Below are 21,758 nucleotides of genomic sequence, written 5' to 3'. Positions count from 1 at the left end.
CATGAGCGGAATTCTCGAGGGCAAGCGCGTCCTGATCACGGGCGTGCTGACGGAGTCCTCCATCGCCTTCCACACCGCCAAGCTCGCCCAGGAGCAGGGCGCCGAGATCATCCTGACCGCGTTCCCGCGGCCCACGCTGACCGAGCGCATCGCCAAGAAGCTGCCGAAGCCCGCCAAGGTCATCGAGCTCGACGTCACCAACGACGCGCACCTGGCCCGGCTGGCCGACGTCGTCGGGGAGGAGCTCGGCGGGCTCGACGGCGTCGTGCACTCCATCGGCTTCGCCCCGCAGGACGCGCTCGGCGGCAACTTCCTCAACACGCCGTTCGAGTCCGTGGCCACCGCCATGCACGTCTCGGCGTTCTCCCTGAAGTCGCTGACGACGGCCTGCCTGCCGCTGATGCAGAACGGCGGCTCGGTCGTCGGTCTCACCTTCGACGCGCAGTTCGCCTGGCCGCAGTACGACTGGATGGGCCCGGCCAAGGCCGCCCTCGAGGCGACCAGCCGCTACATGGCACGCGACCTGGGCAAGCAGAACATCCGCTGCAACCTCATCTCGGCGGGCCCCCTCGGCTCCATGGCCGCCAAGTCCATCCCCGGCTTCAGCGAGCTGGCCTCGGTGTGGGACAGCCGCTCCCCGCTGGAGTGGGACCTGAAGGACCCCGAGCCGGCCGGCCGCGGTGTCGTCGCCCTGCTGAGCGACTGGTTCCCGAAGACCACCGGCGAGATCGTGCACGTGGACGGCGGTCTGCACGCCATCGGCGCCTGACCTGCCCCTTCCCGTACCGGCGACGCCCCGCTCCGCGCACCGCGCGGGGAGCGGGGCGTCACCCGTTCGGCCCACGCGGCCGGGCGGAGCCGGGCCGCGACGGCGCACGCTGGTTACGCGTTCACTCCGGATCCCGCGTCGGATCTCGCGTCCAGCACGCGATCCCTCCCCAGCTCGGCCGAGGAGGTCCCCTTGTGCGCCTGTCCCGAAGCCTGGCCCCAGTGACCGTCGCCGTCGCTCTCGTGCTGGCCCTGCCGTACGAGGCGGCGTCCCTCGCCCGTGCGACTGCCGGCGACCCGGACCCGGCGCAGCCCTTCGGCGCCGAGTGCCGCAGCAGGGTGACCGGGTCCCACGTGGTCGCGTACTGCCACAACCCCTACCCGCAGACCGACCGCGTCAGCCTGCACGTCGAGTGCGCCCGCTGGTGGGACCTCGACACCGACGCGGCCGGCGTCGACGTCGACCCGGCGGCGACCGTACGGCTCACCGCCCGGTGCTGGAAAGAGGTCGCCGCGGTGTGGATCAGCCACCGGCGGGCGTGAACAGCCCGGGCCGGCACCCGAACGGATAGTCCGCGGCCTCGGCGCCCGCGGCGTCCGCGTCGCCCGCGCGGACGGCGTCGACCAGCCGCGTGTGGTCCATGTACGTCTCCGGCGTCAGCTCGTCGCCGACGTCGTCGCGCAGCCGGTCCCGCAGCACCTCGCCGAGGTCCGCGTACATCGCCGTCATCACGTCGTTGTGGGAGGCGGACACCACCGCCAGGTGGAAGGTCGCGTCCGCCGTCACGAACGCCTCCGCGTCGCCCGACGCCCACGCCTCCTCGCGGCGCCGCAGCAGCGCGTCGAGCTGCTTGAGGTCCTTCTCCGTGCGCCGCCGGGCGGCGAGGCTCGCCGCGGCCGACTCCAGCGTGGAGCGCAGCTCGGCGATGTGCCGCGGGTCGGCACCGGCGAAGCGGCGGTGCATGACGCCGGCCAGCTCACTCGTCGCCACGACGTACGTGCCCGACCCCTGCCGGATGTCCAGCAGGCCGTTGTGGGCGAGCGCGCGGACGGCCTCGCGGACGGTGTTGCGGGCGACGCCGAGCTGCTCGACCAGCTCCGGCTCGGTCGGGATGCGCGAGCCGACCGGCCACTCGCCGCTGGTGATCTGGGCGCGCAGCGCGTTGATGACCTGCTCGGACAGTGCGGAACGGCGCGGATGGCTCAGGGGCATGGCACACCTTCGCACGAGCGGGGGACGCTCTGTCCGCCTGGGCGTGGACGACCAATCATCCCATCATTCTATGATGGCTGGCATGGTGAGCGAGGAAACCCGGACGACGATGTCCACCCCGTCCGTCCGCACCCCGGCGGCGAGCGCGCCCCCGGCGCCCGCCGCCCGCGCGTGGCCGTCGCGCATGCTGGTGCTCGGCATCGTGCTGGCCGCCCTGAACCTGCGCCCCGCCATCACCAGCCTCGGCGCGCTCCTGGAAGAGGTCCGCGACGGGCTCGGCATGAGCGGCGGTGTGGCCGGGCTGCTCACCTCCGTCCCCCCGCTCTGCTTCGCCGTCTTCGGCGTCACGGCGCCGCGCCTGGCCCGCCGGTTCGGACCGGGCGCGGTGGTGTGCGCCGGCATGGCCGCCATCACGGCGGGCCTGCTGCTGCGGCCCTACGTCGGCGGCACGGCCGGTTTCCTGGCCGCCAGCGCGCTGGCGCTGATGGGCATCGCGGTCAGCAACGTCCTCATGCCGGTGATCGTCAAGCGCCACTTCCCGGACCGGGTCGGGTCCATGACCGGCCTGTACTCGATGGCCCTCGCGCTGGGCACGGCGGGCGCGGCGGCGGTGACCGTGCCGGTGACCGAGGCGCTGGGCGGCCGCTGGCAGTCCGGGCTCGCGGTGTGGGCGGGCCTCGCCGCGGTGGCCGTGGTGCCGTGGACCCCCTTCGTGCGCCGGGGGCAGCGGGACGCCGGGCCGGCCGGAGAGGCGGCCGCGCGGAATCCCCGGTCCTCCGGCGGGGCGCCCGCGCGCGTGGACCGGTCCGTCGGTGGCGCGTCCGCGCGCGTGGACCGGTCCGTCGGTGGCGCGTCCGCGCGCGTGGACCGGCCCGCCGACCGGGCGCCCGCGACCGAGCACCACCCGGCCGCGGTGCGGATCACCCGCAGCCGTACCGCCTGGGCACTCGCCGTCTTCTTCGGGCTCCAGGCCACCGCCGCCTACATCACGATGGGCTGGATGGCGCAGATCTTCCGCGACGCGGGCGTGCCCGCCGGCACGGCAGGGCTGCTGCTGGCCGTCACCATGGTGATGGGCGTCCCCCTCGCCTTCGTCATCCCGCGCGTCGCCGCGCGGCTGCCGCGGCAGGGCCCGATCGTCCTGGTGCTCAGTGCCTGCGGACTCGCCGGGTACGCCGGCCTGTATCTCGCGCCGGCCGCCGGCGCCTGGGCCTGGGCGCTGCTGCTCGGCGTCGCGAACTGCGCCTTCCCGCTGGCCCTGACCATGGTCGGCATGCGGGCCAGGACCGGAGCGGGCGTCGCCCAGCTGTCGGCCTTCGCGCAGAGCACCGGATACCTGATCTCCATCCCGGGCCCCCTCCTGGTGGGCCTGCTCTACCAGAGCAGTGGCGGCTGGGGGGTGCCGATCGCCCTGATGGCGGGCCTGATGGTGCCGCAGACGGTCGTCGGGATCCTGGCGGGACGCGACCGCACGGTGGAGGACGAGGCGGCCCGCTGACCTCACCCCGGCGGCCCGTGGGGCCGCGCGGGGTGCGAGACTGGCCGTATGCCAGTCCTCGACCCGAATCCCCGCAACGGCCAGAAGAAGATGCTGCTCGTCCTCGGCGCGTTCTTCGCCATCTTCCTGATCATCGCCGTCGTCGCGACGATCGCCGCGCCCTGAGGCCGCCGGCCCGATACGGCCGCCAGGGGACGTCCGACGACGGCACCGGCGGCGGCGCCGACGACGGCCGATGGTAGGGCTGGCCCCCCTGTCCCCTAGGGGGTGAGTGTCAGGGTCAACTGGGTGGGTCTCCGGATGGGTTGGGGGCCGCCGACTCCGTACCTTCGAGTTGTGGCCGCTCGCCGTGGCCACGGACCACTCGAAGACCATCGGAGGCACCCATGCCGGCCCGTACGCACCCCCGGCCGCACCCGGCGTCCACGGGCGGCGTCGACATACGGCTGCCCTGGTGGGCCCTGGCCCTGCCCACGCTGGCCTTCGTCGTGCTCCTGGCCGTGGTGCTCAACCCCACGGACGCGCACGCGGCGGCGGGCGACCCCGTGATCAGTCATCTCTTCGCGCGCGTGCAACAGCTGACAGGCCGCTGACAGGCCGCTGACCTTTGGATCGGCCGCCCGCCAACTCCCACCGCCCCGTGGCCTGTTTCATGCGAAGCTGGATGCCATGAGCGTCGCAGAACCCCGCAGGATTGTCCTCTTCCGGCATGCGAAAGCCGACTGGCCACCGGTGACCGACCACGAGCGACCCCTCGCCGAGCGGGGCCGCAAGGACGCCCCCGTCGCCGGTCGCAAGCTGGCCGACACCGGCATCCACCTCGATCTGGCCCTGTGCTCCACCGCGACCCGTACCCGTGAGACCTGGAAGCTGGCTGTCCACGAGCTTCCGGAGCGGCCGAAAACCGTCTACGAGGAGCGGATCTACGAGGCCTCCCCGGGCGAGCTGATCGCCTTGCTCAACGAGACTCCGGACGACGCTCAGAACGTGGTCCTCATCGGCCACAACCCGGGCATCCACGGCCTCGCCGAGATCCTGGCCGGCCCGGACGAGAGCGACGCCCGCCGCCGGATGGCCCGCCGCGGCTTCCCGGCCGCGGCCTTCGCCGTCCTCGCCTTCGAAGGCTCTTGGAAGAGCCTGGAGCCGGGCGTGGCCACGCTGCTCGACTACTGGGCGCCGTCCGAGTAGAGACCTCGACGGGACACGACGACCGAGCCGAGGGGCCGGGCACCGTCACGGCGTCACGGTGCCGGGCCCCTCGCCGCTCGCGGAACGTTTCACTGCTCGTCGAGCGTGTCCGCCGCCTCGACCTCTTCACGGGTGACGCCCAGCAGGTACAGGACCGTGTCGAGGAACGGCACGTTCACCGCGGTGTGCGCCGCCTCCCGGACCACCGGCTTGGCGTTGAAGGCGACCCCGAGACCGGCCGCGTTGAGCATGTCCAGATCATTGGCGCCGTCGCCGATCGCGACCGTCTGCGCCAGCGGTACGCCCGCCTCGGCGGCGAACCGGCGCAGCAGCCGCGCCTTGCCCGCCCGGTCCACGATCTCCCCGACGACCCGCCCGGTCAGCTTCCCGTCGACGATCTCCAGGGTGTTGGCCTGCGCGAAGTCGAGGCCGAGCCGCTCCTTCAGATCGTCCGTGACCTGCGTGAACCCGCCCGAGACGACACCGACTTGGTAGCCGAGCCGCTTCAGCGTCCGGATCAGCGTGCGCGCACCCGGCGTCAGCCGCACCTCGCTGCGCACCTTGTCCACCACCGAGGCGTCCAGCCCCTCCAACAGGGCCACACGCGCGTGCAGCGACTGCTCGAAGTCCAGTTCCCCGCGCATCGCGGCGGCCGTCACCTCGGCGACCCGGTCCTCACAGCCGGCGTGCGCGGCGAAGAGCTCGATCACCTCGTCCTGGATGAGCGTCGAGTCCACGTCCATGACGACGAGCCGCTGGGCCCGCCGGTGCAGTCCGGCGGCGACCACCGCGATGTCGACACCGAGTGCCGCCGCGTCGGTCACCAGCGCCGTGCGCAGGGGTCCGGTCTCCACGCCGGACACCGCGAACTCCACCGCCGTGACCGGGTACTTGGCGAGCCGGAAGATCCGGTCGATGTTGCCGCCGGCCTTGGTGATCCGCGCGGCGATCTGGGCCGTCGCCTCCGCGGTGAGAGGGTGGCCGAGCACGGTGACCAGGGAACGCCCGAGACCGCGCGGCCGGTTGTCGCCGTGCCCGGAGAGGATCTCCGCCTGCATCTTCATGGACTCCGCCCAGCTGTGGACGGTGGCCCGCAGGCTCCCTTCGAGCCCTCGCGGCGGCTCGGTCACGAGCGCGCACAGCACCATCCGGCCACGGGTGACGACCTGCTCGATGTCGACGACGTCGACGGAATAGGCCGCGAGGGTGTCGAAGAGGCCGGCCGTGATGCCCGGCCGGTCCTTGCCGAAGATCTTGACGAGGAGGGTGGGGACGTCAGAGGACGAGGTCTGCGAAGCGCTCATGGTGTATCCACCGTATCCGGCACCCAGTGCCCTCCGCCCCTGAGGTCCGCCTGGCGGACAGCGAACACTGGGTGTCGGCCGGGTGTCCGGCACCTTGCCCACCGGCCGCGACCGTCCGGCGGGGCCGCCCGCGGCACCGCCGGACGGTCGCTACGGCCGACCGCTGCCCCGCGCCCCGCGAGCACGGCTCATCGGTCCGTCTTCGGCTCTCTCGGAGGGGTTCTCGGAGGCTTCCTCGGAGGGGGTGGCGGTGTCGGCGACTCCGGTGCGGATCCCGGTGCCGGTCCCGTTCCCGCGTCCCGTCCGGACGCCGGCCCGGACGCCGGCCCGGACGCCGGCCCGGACGCCGGCCCGGACGCCGGCCCGGAAGGCTGCCGTGGAGGGCGCGGGGGGCGCGGGGGAGGGGCTCCGAGCTGCCGTACCACGGTCGGGGCGCCGTACACGTCCGGCTCGGCGGGCGGCGGACCGTCGGGGTTCCGCGCGTCGCCGTCGGCCGGCCCTGCGCTTACCCGGTCACCGCCGCGGGGCGCACCCCGGACGGGCCCCGGCCCGTCCGGCGGCCGCGCGTCCTCCGGCTCCCGCAGCTCGTCCGGTACCAGCAGGTAGGGGTTGGTGGCGGGGTTCGGCGGCCGGTACGGCACACCCGGCTCGTACGGCCCGGCCCCACCGGAGACCAACCCACCGGAGACGTCTTCGCCCCCACCGGAGACGCCCTCGCCGCCGACGCCGCCCGTCTCCGGGACCTCCGGGGCCTTCGGGGTCTCCCGGACCCCCGGGGTCTCCCGGACCCCCGGGAACTCCCGGACCCCCGAGGTCTCCCGGTCCCCCGGGAACTCCCGCACCTCCGCGTCACCCCCACCGACCCCTGCCGCCCCTGCGGCCGGTCCAGCCTCCGCCGCGGGCGCGACCGCGCGAGCCAAAGGTGCCGCGCGCCGCCCCGCCACCCCGCCGGCCCGTGCCAGCAGCGCCCCCGCCGCCCCCGCTCCCGCGCCCCACAGGGCGCCCAGCAGCAGCGCCGTCCCCGGACGGCCGTGCAGCCGGATCCCGGCGCCGAACGCGTCGAAACCCAGCACGGACAGCGAGGCGTCCACCGACACCTCCGTCAGCCAGGCGAGCAACGGCAGCGCCACCGCCGTGGCGATCCCCAGCCGCAGCGCGCACCGCCCCGCGAACCCGGCGGCCCCCGGCTCGCCCGCGGCTCCGGCCGCCACCGGCGTCCGTACCGCGGTCAGCACGCCCGCCAGCAGCATCGTCACCGCCGCCGCGACGCCCAGCAGCCACACCCGGCCGTCCAGCTCCGCCAGCCGGCCCAGCGTCACCTGCTGGTCGGTGCTCGCGGTGAGCAGGTCGTCCAGCGGGTCGGGCAGCAGCCGGGCGAGTTCGCCGGTCGCCCTGCCGTCGAACGGCACGAACAGGCCGACCGGCATGCCCAGCCAGGCACCGTTCGGCGCGCCGAGCAGCGCGGCGCCCGCGATGCGCCGGGGATGGTCGTCGCCGATCGCCGCGTACGCCGCCGCGGCGAGGCCCGCCACCACCGCCGCCAGCAGGACCGTGACGAGGGCGGACACGGCCGGACGCACGACCCGGTGCACCGTCTGCCAGCCGCGCGGCAGGGGGGTGCGTCGTGAGGCCAGCAGCGCGATCAGCAGGACCCCGGCCGACCAGCCGAGCCCGCCGAGCAGCGTCGGCGCCGTGTCGACGGTGAAGCCCACGGCCGCCTTCGCGTGGATGAGGTCGCCGACGTTGTCGGGCAGCAGCCCGCCGAGGTCACCGAGATCGCCCAGACCGGGGATGCTGAGGCCCCCGTCGGCTTTGCCGGGCAGCTTGCCGAGGCCCAGCGAGCCGCCGTCGATCGTGATGACGTCGTGGCCCGCCCAGGCCAGTCCGCCCAGCATGGCGACGAACAGCGCGATCACCGCGCCCGCGCGCGCGAGCAGTTCGGCCGGTGCGATCACGACGCCGGCCGCGCGCAGGGAGCGCAGGAAGAACCACGACAGCAGGAGCGCCCCGACCAGTCCGACGCCCAGTGGCGTGATCGTGACGGCCGTGTGGGCCGCGGCGCCCTTCAGACCGAACGCGGACACATCACCGGACGGCGTGACCGAACCCCCCGCCCCGAGGGCCACGACGGCCGCGGTCATCGGCCCGAGCGAACCCGCCGAGTCGGCCTCCAGCAGGTGCAGTCCGAGCGCCGCCGTGCCCGCCATCCCGATCAACGCCCAGCTCACGGAGACGATCGCGGACAACAGGACGTCGGCCCACGGCACCCTCCTGCCGTACTCCGCGCTCTCGACGCTCGACGACGTGCTCGACGACGTGCTCAACGACAGACCCCCCCGATCCGCGGCGCGGCCCGGTGGCCGCGCATGTCCCCCTCGCGTGGATTACCACTCTCCGGGTCGATTTCCACCCCGTCAACGGAACCGGCCGTTGCGTAAGCGCGTGCTTTTCACAAGGCCCGGCTTTCGGTCAGGGGGCGGAGCCTGAAATAGTTCCCGACGATGTTCGACATCCCTAGACTCCCTGCGATGGGGGTAACTCGGGGGACTACTCAGTGGGGCATGGAGTGCCGGAACTCGTACTGGAATCGAATGGACGTACCTGGACGCTCGACGCGTCCAGGACCTACACCCTCGGACGTGATCCGCAGGGGGACATCGTGCTCGACGACGCCAGGGTGTCCTGGCGTCACGCCACGATCAGCTGGAGCGGCCGCAGTTGGGTCATCGAGGACCACGGCAGCACCAACGGCACGTTCGTGCAGGGCCAGCGGATCCATCAGCTGGAACTCGGACCCGGCGCGTCGGTGAACCTCGGCAACGCGACGGACGGCCCACGCCTGAACGTCTCCGGAGCGGCGGCCGCCGCGCAGCCGCAGCAGCCGTACGCCGCCCAGGGGGCGAACCCGGGCTGGGCCCCGCAGACGCCGCAGCAGGCGCCGCCGCAGCAGGCCGGCTGGCAGCAGCCGCAGGCCACGCCGCAGCAGGCCGCGCCGCAGCAGGCGGCGCCCATTCCGTCGCAGCAGGGGCCCGGCGGTGGCGCGGGGGCGCCGCCGGTCTACGGCGACCGCAGCCCGACGACGTTCCACCAGTTCTCGCTCGACCGCGTCATGCGCATCGGTCGCGCCCTGGAGAACGACCTGGTCGTCTCCGACCTTCAGGTCTCCCGGAACCACGCCGAGTTCCACGCCACACCGGACGGCCGCCTGGAGATCCGCGACCTCGGCTCGCACAACGGCACCTACGTCAACGGCCAGCCGATAGCCAAGGGCGGCTCGCAGCTGCTGGGCCCCACCGACATCATCGGCGTCGGCCACTCGACGTTCCGGATCGTCGGCGACCGGCTCGAGGAGTTCGTCGACACCGGTGAGGTGTCCTTCTCCGCCCGCCACCTGACCGTGACGGTCGACGGGGGCAAGCAGATCCTGAAGGACGTCTCCTTCGGAGTCCCCGAGAAGTCGCTGATCGCGGTGATCGGTCCGTCCGGCTCGGGCAAGTCGACCCTCCTGAAGGCGCTCACCGGCTACCGGCCCGCCAACCAGGGCGACGTCCTCTACGACAACCGCAACCTGTACAAGCAGTTCGCCGAGCTGCGCCAGCGCATCGGTCTGGTCCCGCAGGACGACATCCTGCACAAGGAGCTGACCGTCAAGAAGGCCCTCAAGTACGCGGCCAAGCTGCGCTTCCCGGCCGACACCACGGCCGCCGAACGCGAGGCGCGCATCGACGAGGTGCTGCGCGAGCTGAAGCTGGACATCCACAAGGAGAAGAAGGTCACCTCCCTCTCCGGCGGCCAGCGCAAGCGCGTCTCCGTCGCCCTGGAGCTGCTCACCAAGCCGTCGCTGATCTTCCTCGACGAGCCGACCTCCGGCCTCGACCCGGGCATGGACCGCGACGTCATGCAGCTGCTGCGCGGTCTCGCCGACGACGGCCGCACGGTCCTCGTCGTCACCCACTCCGTCGCCGAGCTGGCGCTGTGCGACAAGCTGCTGGTGATGGCGCCGGGCGGCGCGGTCGCCTACTTCGGCCCGCCGGAGGAGGCACTGAACTTCTTCGGCTACGACACCTGGGCCGACGTCTTCTCCGCCTTCGAGAACTACCGCGACTACGACTGGGCGGGACGCTGGAAGGGCTCGCAGCACTACCAGATGTACGCCGCGGACATCGACGCCGTCGCGCCGCAGTCCGTACAGGTGCCCCCGATGCAGGCGATGCGGCCGCCCAAGCCGCAGGGCTGGATGTCGCAGTTCATCACGCTGGTGCGCCGCTACGTGTCGGTGATCGCGTCCGACAAGGGCTTCCTGGCCCTGATGGTGATCCTGCCGGCGGTCCTCGGCGCGGTGAGCCTGCTCATCGACTCGGGCAACAGCCTGCTGCCCAACCCGTTCAACCCGCAGACCGGCCGGATCATCCCCAACGGCACGGCCACCACGGTGCTGCTGATCCTCGCGGTCGGCGCCTGTTTCGCCGGCGCCGCGAACTCCGTCCGAGAGCTGATCAAGGAACGGGTCATCTACGAGCGGGAACGCGCCACCGGCCTGTCCCGCAGCGCGTACCTGATGTCCAAGGTGTTCGTGCTCGGCGCGATCACCGTGTTCCAGGGCGGCCTGGTCGGCGCCATCGGCTTCTTCAACCGGGAGATCCCGGAGAAGGGCCTGGTGCTGGGCGGGGCCACCATCCTGGAGCTCTCCCTGCCGATCATGGCCCTGGGCTTCACCTCGATGATGTTCGGCCTGATCATCTCCTCGCTGGTGAAGACGGCCGAGAAGACCATGCCGCTGCTGGTCATGTTCGCGATCATCCAGGTCGTGTTCACCGGCTGCCTGTTCACCCTGAACGGCTCGATCGGCGTCAACCAGTTCTCGTACCTGATGCCGTCGCGGTGGGCGGTCGCCGCCGCGGGCGCCACGCTGGACTTCAACAAGATCGCCCCGCCGAAGCCGGGCGAGAGCAACGACCCGCTGTGGGAGCACACCGTCGGCACCTGGTGCGTGGACATGATCGCCCTGATCGCCCTCGGCGTGGTCTGCGGCTTCTTCGTGGCCCGCTTCCTGCGCCGCCACGAGCCCGAGGTCATGCGCAAGTAGCGGCGCGGCAGCGATCAGGGCCCGCAAGGCCCGTACGGTCCCGAAGGGCGGCACCCGTCAGGAGGTGCCGCCCTTCGGCGTCGTGTACCGAGGTCCGCGCTGACCTCGGTGACCTCAGTACGCGCTGTTGACGTTGTCGATCGAGCCGTACCGGTGGGCCGCGTAGTTGGCCGCGGCGGTGATGTTGGCGACCGGGTCGTAGATGTTCCAGGACGTGCCCGGGACGTGGTACGCCTTGAAGGTCGGCGGGATCACCTGCAGCAGACCCTTCGACGGGATGCCGTTGATGGCGTTGATGTCCCAGTTGTTGATCGCGTTCGGGTTGCCCGAGGACTCACGCATGATGTTGCGGTGCAGGCCGCTGTAGCTGCCCGGGATGCCCTTGGACTTCATGATGTCCAGGGACTTCCTGATCCAGCCGTCGAGGTTGTTGGCGTACGTCTTCGCGGCCACCGCCTCGATCGCGGGGCGCTGGGCGGACCGGTTCGCGGCCTCCGCCTTGCGCGCCGCCTCGGCCTGCTTCCCGGCCGCGGCCTCGGCGGCCTGCTTCCGGGCGGCGGCCCGAGCGTCGGCCCCGGCCTTGGCGTCCGCCTTCGCCTTGGCGGCGGCCTCCGCCTTCGCCTGCGCCCTGGCCTTGATGGCCTCCGCCTTGAGGCTGGCGCCGGCGAGCTGGTCGGTGACGCTGGCCCGGACGTCCTTGATCTGCTCGGCGCTGTAGGCCACAGGCGCCATGGAATCCGCCTCGCTCGTGGTCCTCGCCCCGGACCCGCCGGGCACCGCGGTGAAGGCGAGGGCTGCGGCGCCGAGGGCGGCGACACCGCTCAGCGCGATCCTGTGGTGCCGGGTCAGCACACGACTGAGACCACGAACGGGGGTGTTTTCGAGCATGGCAGACGGACCTCTTCGAATAGCGCGGAAATCGCTCCGAGTCCGGCGGGGGACAGGGGTCCGTCCCGCACTAGGGCCGCGGGGGAGACCGCGGCGCTGAGCGACGGGAGCAATTCTTAGCGGCCGCAAAATTCTGTGGCAACGATGTGACGTACGACCCCGGATAGTGGATCAGGTGTGGGTAAAGCGGGACAGACCGGGGTGTCCTTCCCGCTCATGAGGGCGAGCATGGTCTCCTAACGTCTTTCGTAAGTGACGTGCGTCCTGTGCGCGGCGTCACAGCCACCGCACGGCGGTCTCACCAGAAGTTGCGCCCGCAATGCTCTGCGTGAGGGGTCTGCGACGGGAACGGCCACTGCGGGCCGCCGACTTCGTGCCCTCCACCGCCGCCGCCCCCGCACCGCCGCCGACCCCGCGGCGACAGCCCCCACGCGGAGAGCGGCCGCCCCCGCACCGCCGCCGACCCCGCGGCGACAGCCCCCACGCGGCGCCGCCGACCCCGCACCGCCGCCGACCCCGCGGCGACGGCCCCCACGCGGAGAGCGGCCGCCCCCGCTCGGTGCGGGAGCAGCGGACGGACCGCCCGTGCTTCAGCACGGAGCGGGAGTACCGCGGGCCCGGGGCCACCGCAGCCGGCGAGCAGCCCGCCCGGCACCGCGCCCACCACAGCCGCGCACCGGCCGACGGCTCCTCCCGTACCAGCCGCAGGCCCCCCGCCTCCGGGCAGCGGCCACCCATGTACCCGCGGGCCCGCCCGCACGCGCGCGTGCGAAGAAGCGCACCATCATGCGTGCCCGGTCGGGCCCGTCCACGACGGGAGACCTCCGGCCTAGGTCCACGGGCCCGGGCGGTGGCCGTCGCCGGTCCGATCCGGCTGTCACACCCCGCCGGTACCGTGAGGGCATGAGTCGAGGTCCCCGGTCCGGTCTCGCGGCGGTCAGTTCCGCGCTGCTGGCCATGAGCAGGCATCTGGAGGTGCGCGACGTCCTCAAGACGATCGTCGCCTCCGCCCGTGAGCTGCTCGGCGCGCAGTACGCCGCGCTCGGCGTCCCGGACGACCACGGAGGCTTCGCCCAGTTCGTGGTGGACGGCGTCAGCGACGCGCAGTGGAAGGCCATCGGCCCGCTCCCGCGCCAGCACGGCATCCTCGCCGCGATGCTGCACGACGCCGGGCCCGAGCGGCTCGCCGACGTGCGCGAGGACCCCCGCTTCGAAGGCTGGCCGTCCACGCACCCCGAACTCTCCGACTTCCTGGGCCTGCCCATCCGCGACGGCGACGAGACCATCGGCGCGCTGTTCCTCGCCAACAAGAACTGCCCGAAGCCGCACGGCGGCTGCGGCTTCACCGAGGAGGACGAGGAACTCCTGGCCATCCTCGCCCAGCACGCGGCCATCGCCCTCACCAACGCCCGCCTGTACGAACGCAGCCGCGAACTCACCATCGCCGAGGAGCGCTCCCGTCTCGCCCACGAGCTGCACGACGCGGTCAGCCAGAAACTGTTCTCGCTGCGCCTGACCGCCCAGGCCGCCGCCGCGCTCGTCGACCGCGACCCCTCCCGCGCCAAGGGCGAGCTGCAGCAGGTGGCCGCGCTCGCCGCCGAGGCCGCCGAGGAACTGCGCGCCGCCGTCGTCGAGTTGCGGCCCGCCGCGCTCGACGAGGACGGACTCGTGGCCACCCTGCGCACCCAGATCCAGGTCCTCGATCGCGCCCACACCGCACGCGTGACCTTCACCAACGCCGGCTTCCGCGCCCTGCCCGCGGCCCAGGAGGAGGCCATGCTGCGGGTCGCCCAGGAGGCCCTGCACAACGCCCTGCGGCACTCCGGCGCCGAGAACGTCTACGTGACCGTGGGCCGGCGCGGCTGCGGTGCCGCGCTGCGGATCTCGGACGACGGCCGGGGATTCGACCCGCGGTCGGTCCGGAGCACGGGGCGCCACCTGGGCCTGGTGTCCATGCGTGACCGGGCGAGCGGGGTCGGCGGCACGCTGGCCGTGGAGTCGGCGCCCGGCAAGGGCACCACGGTCGAGATGGAGGTTCCCGGTGGCTGACCCGATCAAGGTGCTGGTCGTCGACGACCACCAGGTCGTCCGCCGGGGCCTGCGCACCTTCCTGGAGGTGCAGGAGGACATCGAGGTCGTGGGCGAGGCGGCCGACGGCGCCGACGGGGTGGCCCGCGCTGAGGAACTGCGGCCCGACATCGTGCTGATGGACGTCAAGATGCCCGGGATGGACGGCGTGGCGGCGCTGCGCAGACTCCGCGAGCTGGACAATCCCGCGCGCGTGATCGTCGTGACCAGCTTCACCGAACAGCGCACGGTCGTCCCGGCGCTGCGCGCGGGAGCCGCCGGCTACGTCTACAAGGACATCGATCCGGACGCGCTGGCCGGCGCCATCCGCTCCGTACACGCCGGACACGTCCTGCTCCAGCCCGAGGTGGCCGACGTCCTGCTGTCCCAGGAGGACGCCGGCCCGAGCCAGGGAAGGGCCGGTTCGCTCACCGAACGGGAGCGTGAGGTGCTCGGCCTGATAGCCGACGGCCGCTCGAACCGGGAGATCGCGCGTGCCCTGGTCCTGTCCGAGAAGACGGTGAAGACGCACGTCTCGAACATCCTGATGAAGCTCGACCTGGCGGACCGCACCCAGGCCGCACTGTGGGCGGTACGCCATGGAGTGGCCGACGGTTCCCCTCCGGACTGAGATTCATACTGTCGTGGGAACGTCACCCACTTGGCGCATCCTCCGGGAGCCCCCGCCGTTCTCCAGTGCGTGCCGCGGTGACTGCCGCGGCAGTCACCAGGAGGGGCAGCAAGTGAAGAACCTGAAGAAGGCAGTGGCCGTGACGATGGTGGCCGGCGGCCTGGTCGCCGCCGGATCCGGACTGGCCTCCGCCACCGACGGCGCGTGGGCCGGCGGCGGGGCCCAGGACTCCCCGGGCGTCCTGTCGGGCAACGTCGTCCAGGCCCCGGTGCACCTGCCGGTGAACGTGGTGGGCAACACCGTGAACGTCGTCGGCGCGCTGAACCCGGCCTTCGGCAACCTGGGCGTCAACCACTGACGCCCGCCGCGCAAGCGCCCTGATCGCCGGCCTCCCGGCCCCCACCCGGGAGGCCCCGGCGCACCGAGGTCACGGAGCCGGCCGCGTCCCGCCCGGCGGCGCCCAGGCCAACCGTCCGCTGTCCGTCCCCCTCGCCGTCGGTCCGCCCTCGCCGTCTGTCCGCCCCCGCTGTCGGTCCGCCCGCCCGGCTGTCGGTCCGTCCGGCTGTCGGTCCGCCCGGTCCGCCGCCCCGGTCACCTTCGCTCCCGCTCCTCCACGACCGCGTTGTACGCCGCCACCTGCGCCCGTCGAGCCGTCCGCTCCACCGGCCGCAGCGCCTCGGAGCGCGCCGCCATCTCCCCGGCGCTGACCGCACCCCCGTGCCCGCTCTCGCCCGCCAGCGACACCAGCAGCCCCACCCGCCGCGCCAGCTCCAGCACCCGCACCGCCCGCGCCGGATACCCCGGCGCCAGCACCTCCCGGCCCTTCTCGGCCCGCGCCCGGTACGCGTCGATCGCCGCCTCCGCCACCGGGCCCGACCCGGCGACGTCCAGCCGCGAGAGGACCTCCGTCGCCTCCCGCAACGCCTCCGCCAGCTCCCGCTCCGCCTCGCCCAGCGACGGAACGTCGGCCGGCGGCGCCTCCCGCACCGCCAGGCAGTGCCAGACGACCTCGACATGCAGATCACCGTCGGGCCCGGCCTCGCGCACCTCCGGCACCAGCCCGAACGCGGCGCCGTGACAGATCGCCGCCTCCCCGGCGTCCAGCGCCCGAGCGTTGAACTCCGGCGGCCCGCTCAGCCCCAGCGGATGCCCGGGCGCGGGCAGCGCCACCCGCAGCCCCGTGACCCCGAGCGCCCGCAGCCGCCCCAGCGCGAGCGTCAGTCCGACCGGCCCCGGCTCGCCGGGCAACCCCTCCACCCGGTGCACGGCGTCGTCGCCGACGATCGCCGCCACGGCGTCATCCGGAGAGACAAGTCCGGCCAGAAGGGCGTTTCCCCAAGCGGCAAGGCGTCCTGAACGCGGTTCCGTGAGCATGCCCCCCACCCTAAGGACCGGACCGATGGGTGGGAGCGGCCGACCGGTGGCGTAGATTTCCTAGAGGGCTGTGCCACAAAGCGCACGCGACCGCCGAGACGCCGAAACCTGGTCACACTGCAAGGGGAGACAACGCGCTCATGAGCGATGTTCTGGAACTTCAGGACGTATCCGTCATCCGTGAGGGCCGGGCTCTGGTGGACCAGGTCTCCTGGTCGGTCAAGGAAGGCGAGCGCTGGGTCATCCTCGGCCCGAACGGCGCGGGCAAGACCACCCTGCTCAACGTCGCCTCCAGCTACCTCTACCCCAGCAAGGGCACCGCCGCCATCCTCGGCGAGACCCTCGGCAAGCCCGGCACCGACGTCTTCGAACTGCGCCCCCGCATCGGCATCGCCGGTATCGCCATGGCCGACAAGCTGCCCAAGCGCCAGACCGTCCTGCAGACCGTGCTGACGGCCGCCTACGGCATGACCGCGCACTGGCAGGAGGACTACGAGGAGATCGACGAGCAGCGCGCCCGGGCCTTCCTCGACCGCCTCGGCATGAGCGAGTACCTCGACCGCAAGTTCGGCACCCTCTCCGAGGGCGAGCGCAAGCGCACCCTCATCGCCCGCGCCCTGATGACCGACCCGGAGCTGCTGCTCCTCGACGAGCCCGCCGCCGGCCTCGACCTCGGCGGCCGCGAGGACCTGGTCCGCCGCCTCGGCCGCCTCGCCCGCGACCCCATCGCCCCCTCGATGATCATGGTGACCCACCACGTCGAGGAGATCGCCCCCGGCTTCACCCACGTGCTGATGATCCGGCAGGGCAAGGTCCTCACCGCCGGACCCCTGGAGCTCGAGCTCACCTCCCGCAACCTCTCCCTCTGCTTCGGTCTCCCGCTCGTCGTCGAGCAGGTCGGCGACCGCTGGACGGCCCACGGCCTGCCGCTGTCCTGAGGGCTTTCGCGCCCTGTCCGAGACCCGACCGCGGCCCTACCATGACCGTGTGAACGACATCGACGCATGGGTGTGGTGGCTCGTCGGCGCGGCAGCGCTGGGAATCCCGCTCGTGGTGACCGCGATGCCGGAGTTCGGCATGTTCGCGGTGGGCGCCGTCGCCGCGGCGGCCGTCGCCGGTCTCGGCTTCGGCGCGGTGGCCCAGGTGCTCTCCTTCGTCGTCGTCTCGGTCGCCCTCATCGCCGTCGTACGGCCCATCGCGTACCGGCACCGCACCGAGCGGCCCCAACTCGCCACCGGCATCGACGCCCTGAAAGGCAGGCAGGCCGTCGTGCTGGAGCGGGTCGACGGATCGGGCGGCCGGATCAAGCTCGCGGGGGAAGTGTGGTCGGCCCGTTCCCTCGACACCGGCCGCGCCTACGAAGCGGGTGAGGAAGTGGACGTCGTGGACATCGAGGGGGCCACGGCGATCATCATGTGACCTCGCTCGACCCAACTGGATCTCAACTGCTCCGAACACCCCACGAGTTACGCGACGGTCTGTCACACTCGACCAGCAAGATCTTCAACGACACAAGATCTTCCATAGGCGCCGAGGCGGAGAAGGGTACGGGGAACGACGATGGAACCGGTCATCATCGTCCTGATCATTCTGGTGGTGTTGGTCTTCATCGCCCTGATCAGGACTATCCAAGTCATCCCACAGGCCAGCGCCGCCATCGTGGAGCGCTTCGGCCGTTACACGCGGACGCTGAACGCGGGACTCAACATCGTCGTTCCGTTCATCGACACCATCCGCAACCGCATCGACCTGCGCGAACAAGTCGTCCCGTTCCCGCCGCAGCCGGTGATCACCCAGGACAACCTGGTCGTCAACATCGACACCGTCATCTACTACCAGGTGACCGACGCCCGGGCCGCCACCTACGAGGTCGCCAGCTACATCCAGGCGATCGAGCAGCTCACCGTCACCACCCTGCGCAACATCATCGGCGGCATGGACCTGGAGCGCACCCTGACCTCCCGCGAGGAGATCAACGCGGCCCTGCGCGGGGTCCTCGACGAGGCCACCGGCAAGTGGGGCATCCGCGTCAACCGCGTCGAGCTCAAGGCCATCGAACCGCCGACCTCCATCCAGGACTCGATGGAGAAGCAGATGCGCGCCGACCGTGACAAGCGTGCCGCGATCCTCCAGGCCGAGGGTGTCCGGCAGTCCGAGATCCTGCGCGCCGAGGGCGAGAAGCAGTCCCAGATCCTGCGCGCCGAAGGTGAGGCCAAGGCCGCCGCCCTGCGCGCGGAGGGCGAGGCCCAGGCCGTCCGTACGGTCTTCGAGGCGATCCACGCCGGCGACCCGGACCAGAAGCTGCTGTCCTACCAGTACCTCCAGATGCTCCCGAAGATCGCCGAAGGCGACGCCAACAAGCTCTGGATCGTCCCCAGCGAAATCGGCGACGCCCTCAAGGGCCTGTCCGGCGCCATGGGCAACTTCGGCCCCATGGGCGGCGGTTCGGGCGGCAACGGATCCACGGGCAACGGAAATGGCGGCGGCGCAGCCGCGGAGCGCCGGGAGAAGCCCCAGATCGACTGACGGCACCGCGAAAAGCACTGTTCCCCGCGCCCCCTCGGCAAGGAGCGCGGGGAACAGTGCTGTTCAGCACCGAAGTTCTCAGGCGACGTCGCGAGCCAGCCAGTCAGGAAGCGAGGCGGCGTCGTCGGCCCCCAGCGCCAGCAGCATCGCATCGGCGGGCGTCGGCTCGAACGGCTGCCTCAGCAACGGCATACCCGCCTCCTCCGGTGTCCGGTCGGCCTTGCGGTGGTTGTCCTCCGCGCACGAGGCGACCGTGTTCAGCCAGGTGTCCTGGCCCCCCTGCGACCGCGGCACCACGTGGTCCACGGTGGTCGCCCGCCTGCCGCAGTACGCGCACCTGTGCCGGTCCCGCACCAGGACACCCCGCCTCGACCAGGGTGCTTGTCTTCGGAACGGCACCCGTACGTACCGGCACAGCCTGATCACCCGGGGCGCGGGTATGTCCACCGCGGCACCCCGCATGCGCAGTTCGGGGTGGGCCTGCTCGACGACGGCCTTGTCCTGCAGCACCAGGACCACGGCCCGGTTCAGGGTCACCGTCGACAGCGGCTCGAAGCTCGCGTTCAGCACCAGCGTGTCACGCATCCAGCCCACCTCCCGTCTGCACCGGCCCACCCCCTGGCGGGCTCGGATCAACTCTGGACGGGCACGCCGAGATGGACAACGCAATAAAAAAGTGCCCGCCCCTGATCAATTCCAAGACCAGGGGCGGGCAAACGTTCTATGAACGTTCCTCCTGCTCAGCCCTCCGCGGGAACCTCGTACTCCCCGATGAGCTGGGCACGCGCGATCGTGTGGAAGCGCAGGTTGAAGCCGACGGCGGCCGGGGAGGTGTCCGAGTCCGGACCGAGCTTCTCCTGGTCCACGGCGTACACCGTGAACACGTACCGGTGCGGCCCGTCCCCGGGCGGCGGAGCGGCTCCGCCGAAGTCCTTCGTCCCGTAGTCGTTCCGCGCCTGGACCGCGCCCTCGGGCAGTCCCTCGAAGGTGCCGCTGCCCGCACCGGCCGGCAGTTCCGTCACCGAGGCCGGGATGTCGAACACGACCCAGTGCCAGAACCCGCTGCCGGTCGGGGCGTCCGGGTCGTAGCACGTCACGGCGAAGCTCTTGGTCTCCGGCGGGAAGCCCTCCCACCGCAGCTGCGGCGAGGTGTTGCCCTCCGCGTGGACCTGGGCGCTCTTGAGCGGCGCGCCTTCCTCGACGTCCTCACTCGTCACCGTGAACGACGGCACGGGGGGATGGAAGTCGTGGGGGAGCGGCCGCCTCTTGAGCTCGGTCACCTCGGTACCTCCTGATCGGTTCCGTTCAGTGGTCCGAGCCTAGAACCAGTTGCGCTTGCTGCCGACCTCGGACAGCCACTGGTTGAGGTACGCCGCCCAGTCGGTCGCGTGGTAGTCGTGCAGACCCACCTGGAACGACCGGAAGGTGTCACTGCCCTCGCTGAACAGCCCCGGCTTCTTGTCCATCTCCAGCACGACGTCCATCGCGTGCGCGTCGGCCACGAAGCTCAACTCGACCTGGTTCAGCCCCCGGTACTGCGACGGCGGGAAGAACTCGATCTCCTGGTAGAAGGGCAGCTGCTGCCGCGTGCCCCGGATGTGGCCGCGCTCCATGTCCGCGCTCTTGAAGCGGAAGCCGAGCTGGATGAACGCGTCGAGGATCGCCTGCTGCGCCGGCAGCGGGTGCACGTTGATCGGGTCCAGGTCACCGGAGTCGACGGCACGCGCGATCGCCAGCTCGGTGCTCACACCGATGTTCATCCCGCGCAGCGACTGCCCGTCGATCATCGTGATCGGGGTCTCCCACGGGATCTCCAGCCCGAACGGCACCGAGTGCACCGCCTTCGCCTGGAGCTCGAAGGCACCGCCGATCTGCAGCTTGGCGAACTCGATGTTCTGGTGGTACTCCTCTTCGCCGCTCTCCACCTCGACGCGCGCCCGCAGGGCCACCGACAGGCCCTCGATGTTCTGGTTCACGGACCCGCCCTGGATCCGCACCTCGCCCTGGACGACGCCACCCGGAACGACGTTCACCTCGGTCAGTTCGGTCTCGACCGAAGCTCCGCCGGCCCCCAGACTCGCGAGCAGCTTCTTGAACGCCATGACTCTCCTCTTACGTTTGGACCCTTGATCCCTACAAACGCGATCCGGGTCCGGCCGGTTCCGCCTCACACCCTGGCAAGACGGCCGAATCTTCGCCACCCCTCGGCGTCCACCCGTCTGGACTACGCTCGTACCCCATGATCGCGCCCCCGGACCGTACGCCACTGCCCAGGGAGTTCTTCGACCGCCCGGTACTCGAGGTCGCGCCGGACCTGCTGGGCCGCGTCCTGGTGCGCACGACCCCGGACGGCCCGATCGCGCTGCGCCTCACGGAGGTCGAGGCCTACGACGGCCAGAGCGACCCCGGCTCCCACGCCTATCGCGGCCGCACGCCCCGCAACGACGTGATGTTCGGTCCGCCCGGACACGTGTACGTGTACTTCACCTACGGCATGTGGTTCTGCATGAACCTGGTGTGCGGACCGGAAGGCAGGGCGAGCGCGGTCCTGCTCCGGGCCGGCGAGGTCGTCGAGGGCGTCGAGCTCGCGCGCAAACGCCGGACCTCGGCCAGGACCGAGCACGAACTGGCCAAGGGCCCCGCCCGCCTGGCCACGGCCCTGGACGTGGACCGGGAACTCAACGGCACGGACGCGTGCGCGCCCGGTGACACCCCCCTGCGGATGGTGACGGGTACCCCTGTCTCCCCCGCTCAGGTCCTCAACGGCCCGCGCACCGGAGTCGCAGGTGACGGCGGTGTCCACCCCTGGCGCTTCTGGGTCGGCGACGATCCGACCGTGAGCCGGTACCGGGCCCATGTACCGCGCCGCCGTCGAAGTTGACTCGCTCCGCGAAGGTGCGTAACGTAGCCCGAGCCGCTTGAACCGGGTACGGCATTCGCCTGCAGCCGGAAGCGGCCAACCCACTACCTGACGATCACCCCTCAGCGGGGTCGAATTCGGCGTGTTCGCGCGCGAATTCGAGCCGGCGGAACTCGATTATGAGTTGGCGAGGGAATCGGCTAACGTAGTGAATGTCGAAAGGCCCCGCCGACAGGGAATCAGACGCCGAAAGCATCTGATAGAGTCGGAAACGCAAAACCGAAGGGAAGCCCGGAGGAAAGCCCGAGAGGGTGAGTACAAAGGAAGCGACCGTTCCTTGAGAACTCAACAGCGT

At 71.8% G+C, this 21,758-nt stretch carries 23 protein-coding genes; 14 read left to right on the top strand and 9 right to left on the bottom strand.

The window, feature by feature from the left end; all coding sequences use genetic code 11:
* Window position 1: 1 nt before the first annotated feature.
* Together fabI and VKA29_RS11900 are read left to right on the top strand one after the other, a co-directional pair.
* Window positions 2-769 (top strand): enoyl-ACP reductase FabI, encoded by a 768-nt coding sequence (fabI, locus tag VKA29_RS11905; protein ID WP_324785375.1) that lies wholly within the window; start codon window positions 2-4, stop codon window positions 767-769.
* Between the two features lie 194 nt (window positions 770-963).
* A complete protein-coding gene (locus tag VKA29_RS11900; protein WP_324785374.1) occupies window positions 964-1,311 on the top strand; it encodes a hypothetical protein in 348 nt (115 codons plus the stop codon).
* On the opposite strand, the gene VKA29_RS11895 is transcribed toward VKA29_RS11900, so the two are convergent.
* Window positions 1,292-1,981 carry a FadR/GntR family transcriptional regulator gene (locus VKA29_RS11895; protein WP_324785372.1) on the bottom strand — a complete coding sequence of 230 codons (690 nt, stop codon included), beginning with the start codon at window positions 1,979-1,981 and terminating at the stop codon, window positions 1,292-1,294. The two genes, VKA29_RS11900 and VKA29_RS11895, sit on opposite strands and share 20 nt — an antisense overlap.
* Before the next feature lie 73 nt (window positions 1,982-2,054).
* Between VKA29_RS11895 and VKA29_RS11890 the strand changes: the two genes are divergently transcribed.
* The 4 genes from VKA29_RS11890 to VKA29_RS11875 all read left to right on the top strand — a co-directional run bounded on the left by VKA29_RS11890 (window position 2,055) and on the right by VKA29_RS11875 (window position 4,667).
* Complete coding sequence (locus tag VKA29_RS11890) at window positions 2,055-3,479, top strand: CynX/NimT family MFS transporter (RefSeq protein WP_420718473.1); 1,425 nt, start codon at window positions 2,055-2,057, stop codon at window positions 3,477-3,479.
* A gap of 48 nt (window positions 3,480-3,527) precedes the next feature.
* Window positions 3,528-3,644 carry an SGM_5486 family transporter-associated protein gene (locus tag VKA29_RS11885; protein ID WP_324785370.1) on the top strand — a complete coding sequence of 39 codons (117 nt, stop codon included), beginning with the start codon at window positions 3,528-3,530 and terminating at the stop codon, window positions 3,642-3,644.
* A 221-nt stretch (window positions 3,645-3,865) separates the two neighbouring features.
* A complete protein-coding gene (locus tag VKA29_RS11880; RefSeq protein ID WP_324785369.1) occupies window positions 3,866-4,072 on the top strand; it encodes a hypothetical protein in 207 nt (68 codons plus the stop codon).
* Window positions 4,073-4,148: 76 nt separating this feature from the next.
* Complete coding sequence (locus VKA29_RS11875) at window positions 4,149-4,667, top strand: histidine phosphatase family protein (RefSeq protein ID WP_324785368.1); 519 nt, start codon at window positions 4,149-4,151, stop codon at window positions 4,665-4,667.
* 89 nt (window positions 4,668-4,756) lie between these two features.
* Here VKA29_RS11875 and serB read toward each other — a convergent pair whose 3' ends face one another.
* Together serB and VKA29_RS11865 are read right to left on the bottom strand one after the other, a co-directional pair.
* Window positions 4,757-5,971, bottom strand: coding sequence for a phosphoserine phosphatase SerB (gene serB, locus VKA29_RS11870; protein ID WP_324785367.1), 1,215 nt, complete (start codon window positions 5,969-5,971; stop codon window positions 4,757-4,759).
* A gap of 188 nt (window positions 5,972-6,159) precedes the next feature.
* Window positions 6,160-8,178, bottom strand: coding sequence for a streptophobe family protein (locus VKA29_RS11865; protein WP_420718478.1), 2,019 nt, complete (start codon window positions 8,176-8,178; stop codon window positions 6,160-6,162).
* Between the two features lie 359 nt (window positions 8,179-8,537).
* Here VKA29_RS11865 and VKA29_RS11860 point away from each other — a divergent pair, with 359 nt between their 5' ends.
* Window positions 8,538-11,057 (top strand): FHA domain-containing protein, encoded by a 2,520-nt coding sequence (locus VKA29_RS11860; protein ID WP_324785366.1) that lies wholly within the window; start codon window positions 8,538-8,540, stop codon window positions 11,055-11,057.
* A 114-nt stretch (window positions 11,058-11,171) separates the two neighbouring features.
* On the opposite strand, the gene VKA29_RS11855 is transcribed toward VKA29_RS11860, so the two are convergent.
* Window positions 11,172-11,945: a transglycosylase SLT domain-containing protein gene (locus tag VKA29_RS11855; RefSeq protein ID WP_324785365.1), complete on the bottom strand. Its 774-nt coding sequence runs from the start codon at window positions 11,943-11,945 to the stop codon at window positions 11,172-11,174.
* 903 nt (window positions 11,946-12,848) lie between these two features.
* Here VKA29_RS11855 and VKA29_RS11850 point away from each other — a divergent pair.
* The 3 genes from VKA29_RS11850 (at window position 12,849) to VKA29_RS11840 (ending at window position 15,001) form a co-directional block, all read left to right on the top strand.
* Window positions 12,849-13,994: a GAF domain-containing sensor histidine kinase gene (locus tag VKA29_RS11850; RefSeq protein WP_324785364.1), complete on the top strand. Its 1,146-nt coding sequence runs from the start codon at window positions 12,849-12,851 to the stop codon at window positions 13,992-13,994.
* Entirely contained in the window at window positions 13,987-14,643 is a 657-nt protein-coding gene (locus VKA29_RS11845) for a response regulator transcription factor (protein ID WP_324785363.1), read from the top strand. Before VKA29_RS11850 ends, VKA29_RS11845 begins: the two co-directional genes overlap by 8 nt.
* 112 nt (window positions 14,644-14,755) lie before the next feature.
* The gene (locus tag VKA29_RS11840; protein ID WP_324785362.1) at window positions 14,756-15,001 is read left to right on the top strand and encodes a chaplin; all 246 of its coding nucleotides are present in this window, start codon (window positions 14,756-14,758) and stop codon (window positions 14,999-15,001) included.
* Window positions 15,002-15,234: 233 nt separating this feature from the next.
* Here VKA29_RS11840 and VKA29_RS11835 read toward each other — a convergent pair whose 3' ends face one another.
* Window positions 15,235-16,017, bottom strand: a complete 783-nt coding sequence (locus VKA29_RS11835) for a hypothetical protein (RefSeq protein ID WP_324785361.1) — start codon at window positions 16,015-16,017, stop codon at window positions 15,235-15,237.
* Window positions 16,018-16,157: 140 nt separating this feature from the next.
* On the opposite strand from VKA29_RS11835, the gene VKA29_RS11830 reads away from it, so the two are divergent.
* The 3 genes from VKA29_RS11830 to VKA29_RS11820 all read left to right on the top strand — a co-directional run bounded on the left by VKA29_RS11830 (window position 16,158) and on the right by VKA29_RS11820 (window position 18,543).
* Window positions 16,158-16,955, top strand: coding sequence for an ABC transporter ATP-binding protein (locus VKA29_RS11830; RefSeq protein WP_324785360.1), 798 nt, complete (start codon window positions 16,158-16,160; stop codon window positions 16,953-16,955).
* Window positions 16,956-17,004: 49 nt separating this feature from the next.
* The gene (locus VKA29_RS11825; RefSeq protein ID WP_324785359.1) at window positions 17,005-17,436 is read left to right on the top strand and encodes an NfeD family protein; all 432 of its coding nucleotides are present in this window, start codon (window positions 17,005-17,007) and stop codon (window positions 17,434-17,436) included.
* A 141-nt stretch (window positions 17,437-17,577) separates the two neighbouring features.
* Window positions 17,578-18,543 (top strand): SPFH domain-containing protein, encoded by a 966-nt coding sequence (locus VKA29_RS11820; RefSeq protein WP_324785357.1) that lies wholly within the window; start codon window positions 17,578-17,580, stop codon window positions 18,541-18,543.
* Between the two features lie 78 nt (window positions 18,544-18,621).
* Here VKA29_RS11820 and VKA29_RS11815 read toward each other — a convergent pair whose 3' ends face one another.
* The 3 genes from VKA29_RS11815 to VKA29_RS11805 form a co-directional block, all read right to left on the bottom strand.
* Window positions 18,622-19,128 carry an HNH endonuclease gene (locus VKA29_RS11815; protein WP_324785356.1) on the bottom strand — a complete coding sequence of 169 codons (507 nt, stop codon included), beginning with the start codon at window positions 19,126-19,128 and terminating at the stop codon, window positions 18,622-18,624.
* Between the two features lie 155 nt (window positions 19,129-19,283).
* Complete coding sequence (locus tag VKA29_RS11810; protein WP_324785354.1) at window positions 19,284-19,823, bottom strand: YbhB/YbcL family Raf kinase inhibitor-like protein; 540 nt, start codon at window positions 19,821-19,823, stop codon at window positions 19,284-19,286.
* Window positions 19,824-19,862: 39 nt separating this feature from the next.
* The gene (locus VKA29_RS11805; RefSeq protein ID WP_324785353.1) at window positions 19,863-20,645 is read right to left on the bottom strand and encodes a sporulation protein; all 783 of its coding nucleotides are present in this window, start codon (window positions 20,643-20,645) and stop codon (window positions 19,863-19,865) included.
* A gap of 137 nt (window positions 20,646-20,782) precedes the next feature.
* On the opposite strand from VKA29_RS11805, the gene VKA29_RS11800 reads away from it, so the two are divergent.
* Window positions 20,783-21,424, top strand: coding sequence for a DNA-3-methyladenine glycosylase (locus tag VKA29_RS11800; RefSeq protein ID WP_324785351.1), 642 nt, complete (start codon window positions 20,783-20,785; stop codon window positions 21,422-21,424).
* 94 nt (window positions 21,425-21,518) lie between these two features.
* Here the strand turns inward: VKA29_RS11800 and VKA29_RS11795 are convergent.
* Window positions 21,519-21,758 (bottom strand): hypothetical protein (locus VKA29_RS11795; protein WP_324785349.1); only part of this gene is annotated, 240 nt, incomplete at its 5' end.

This window comes from Streptomyces sp. H51, from assembly GCF_035656535.1.
In the GTDB taxonomy this organism is placed as follows: Bacteria; Actinomycetota; Actinomycetes; order Streptomycetales; family Streptomycetaceae; genus Streptomyces.
This window is presented reverse-complemented; position numbering and strand designations above follow the sequence as displayed.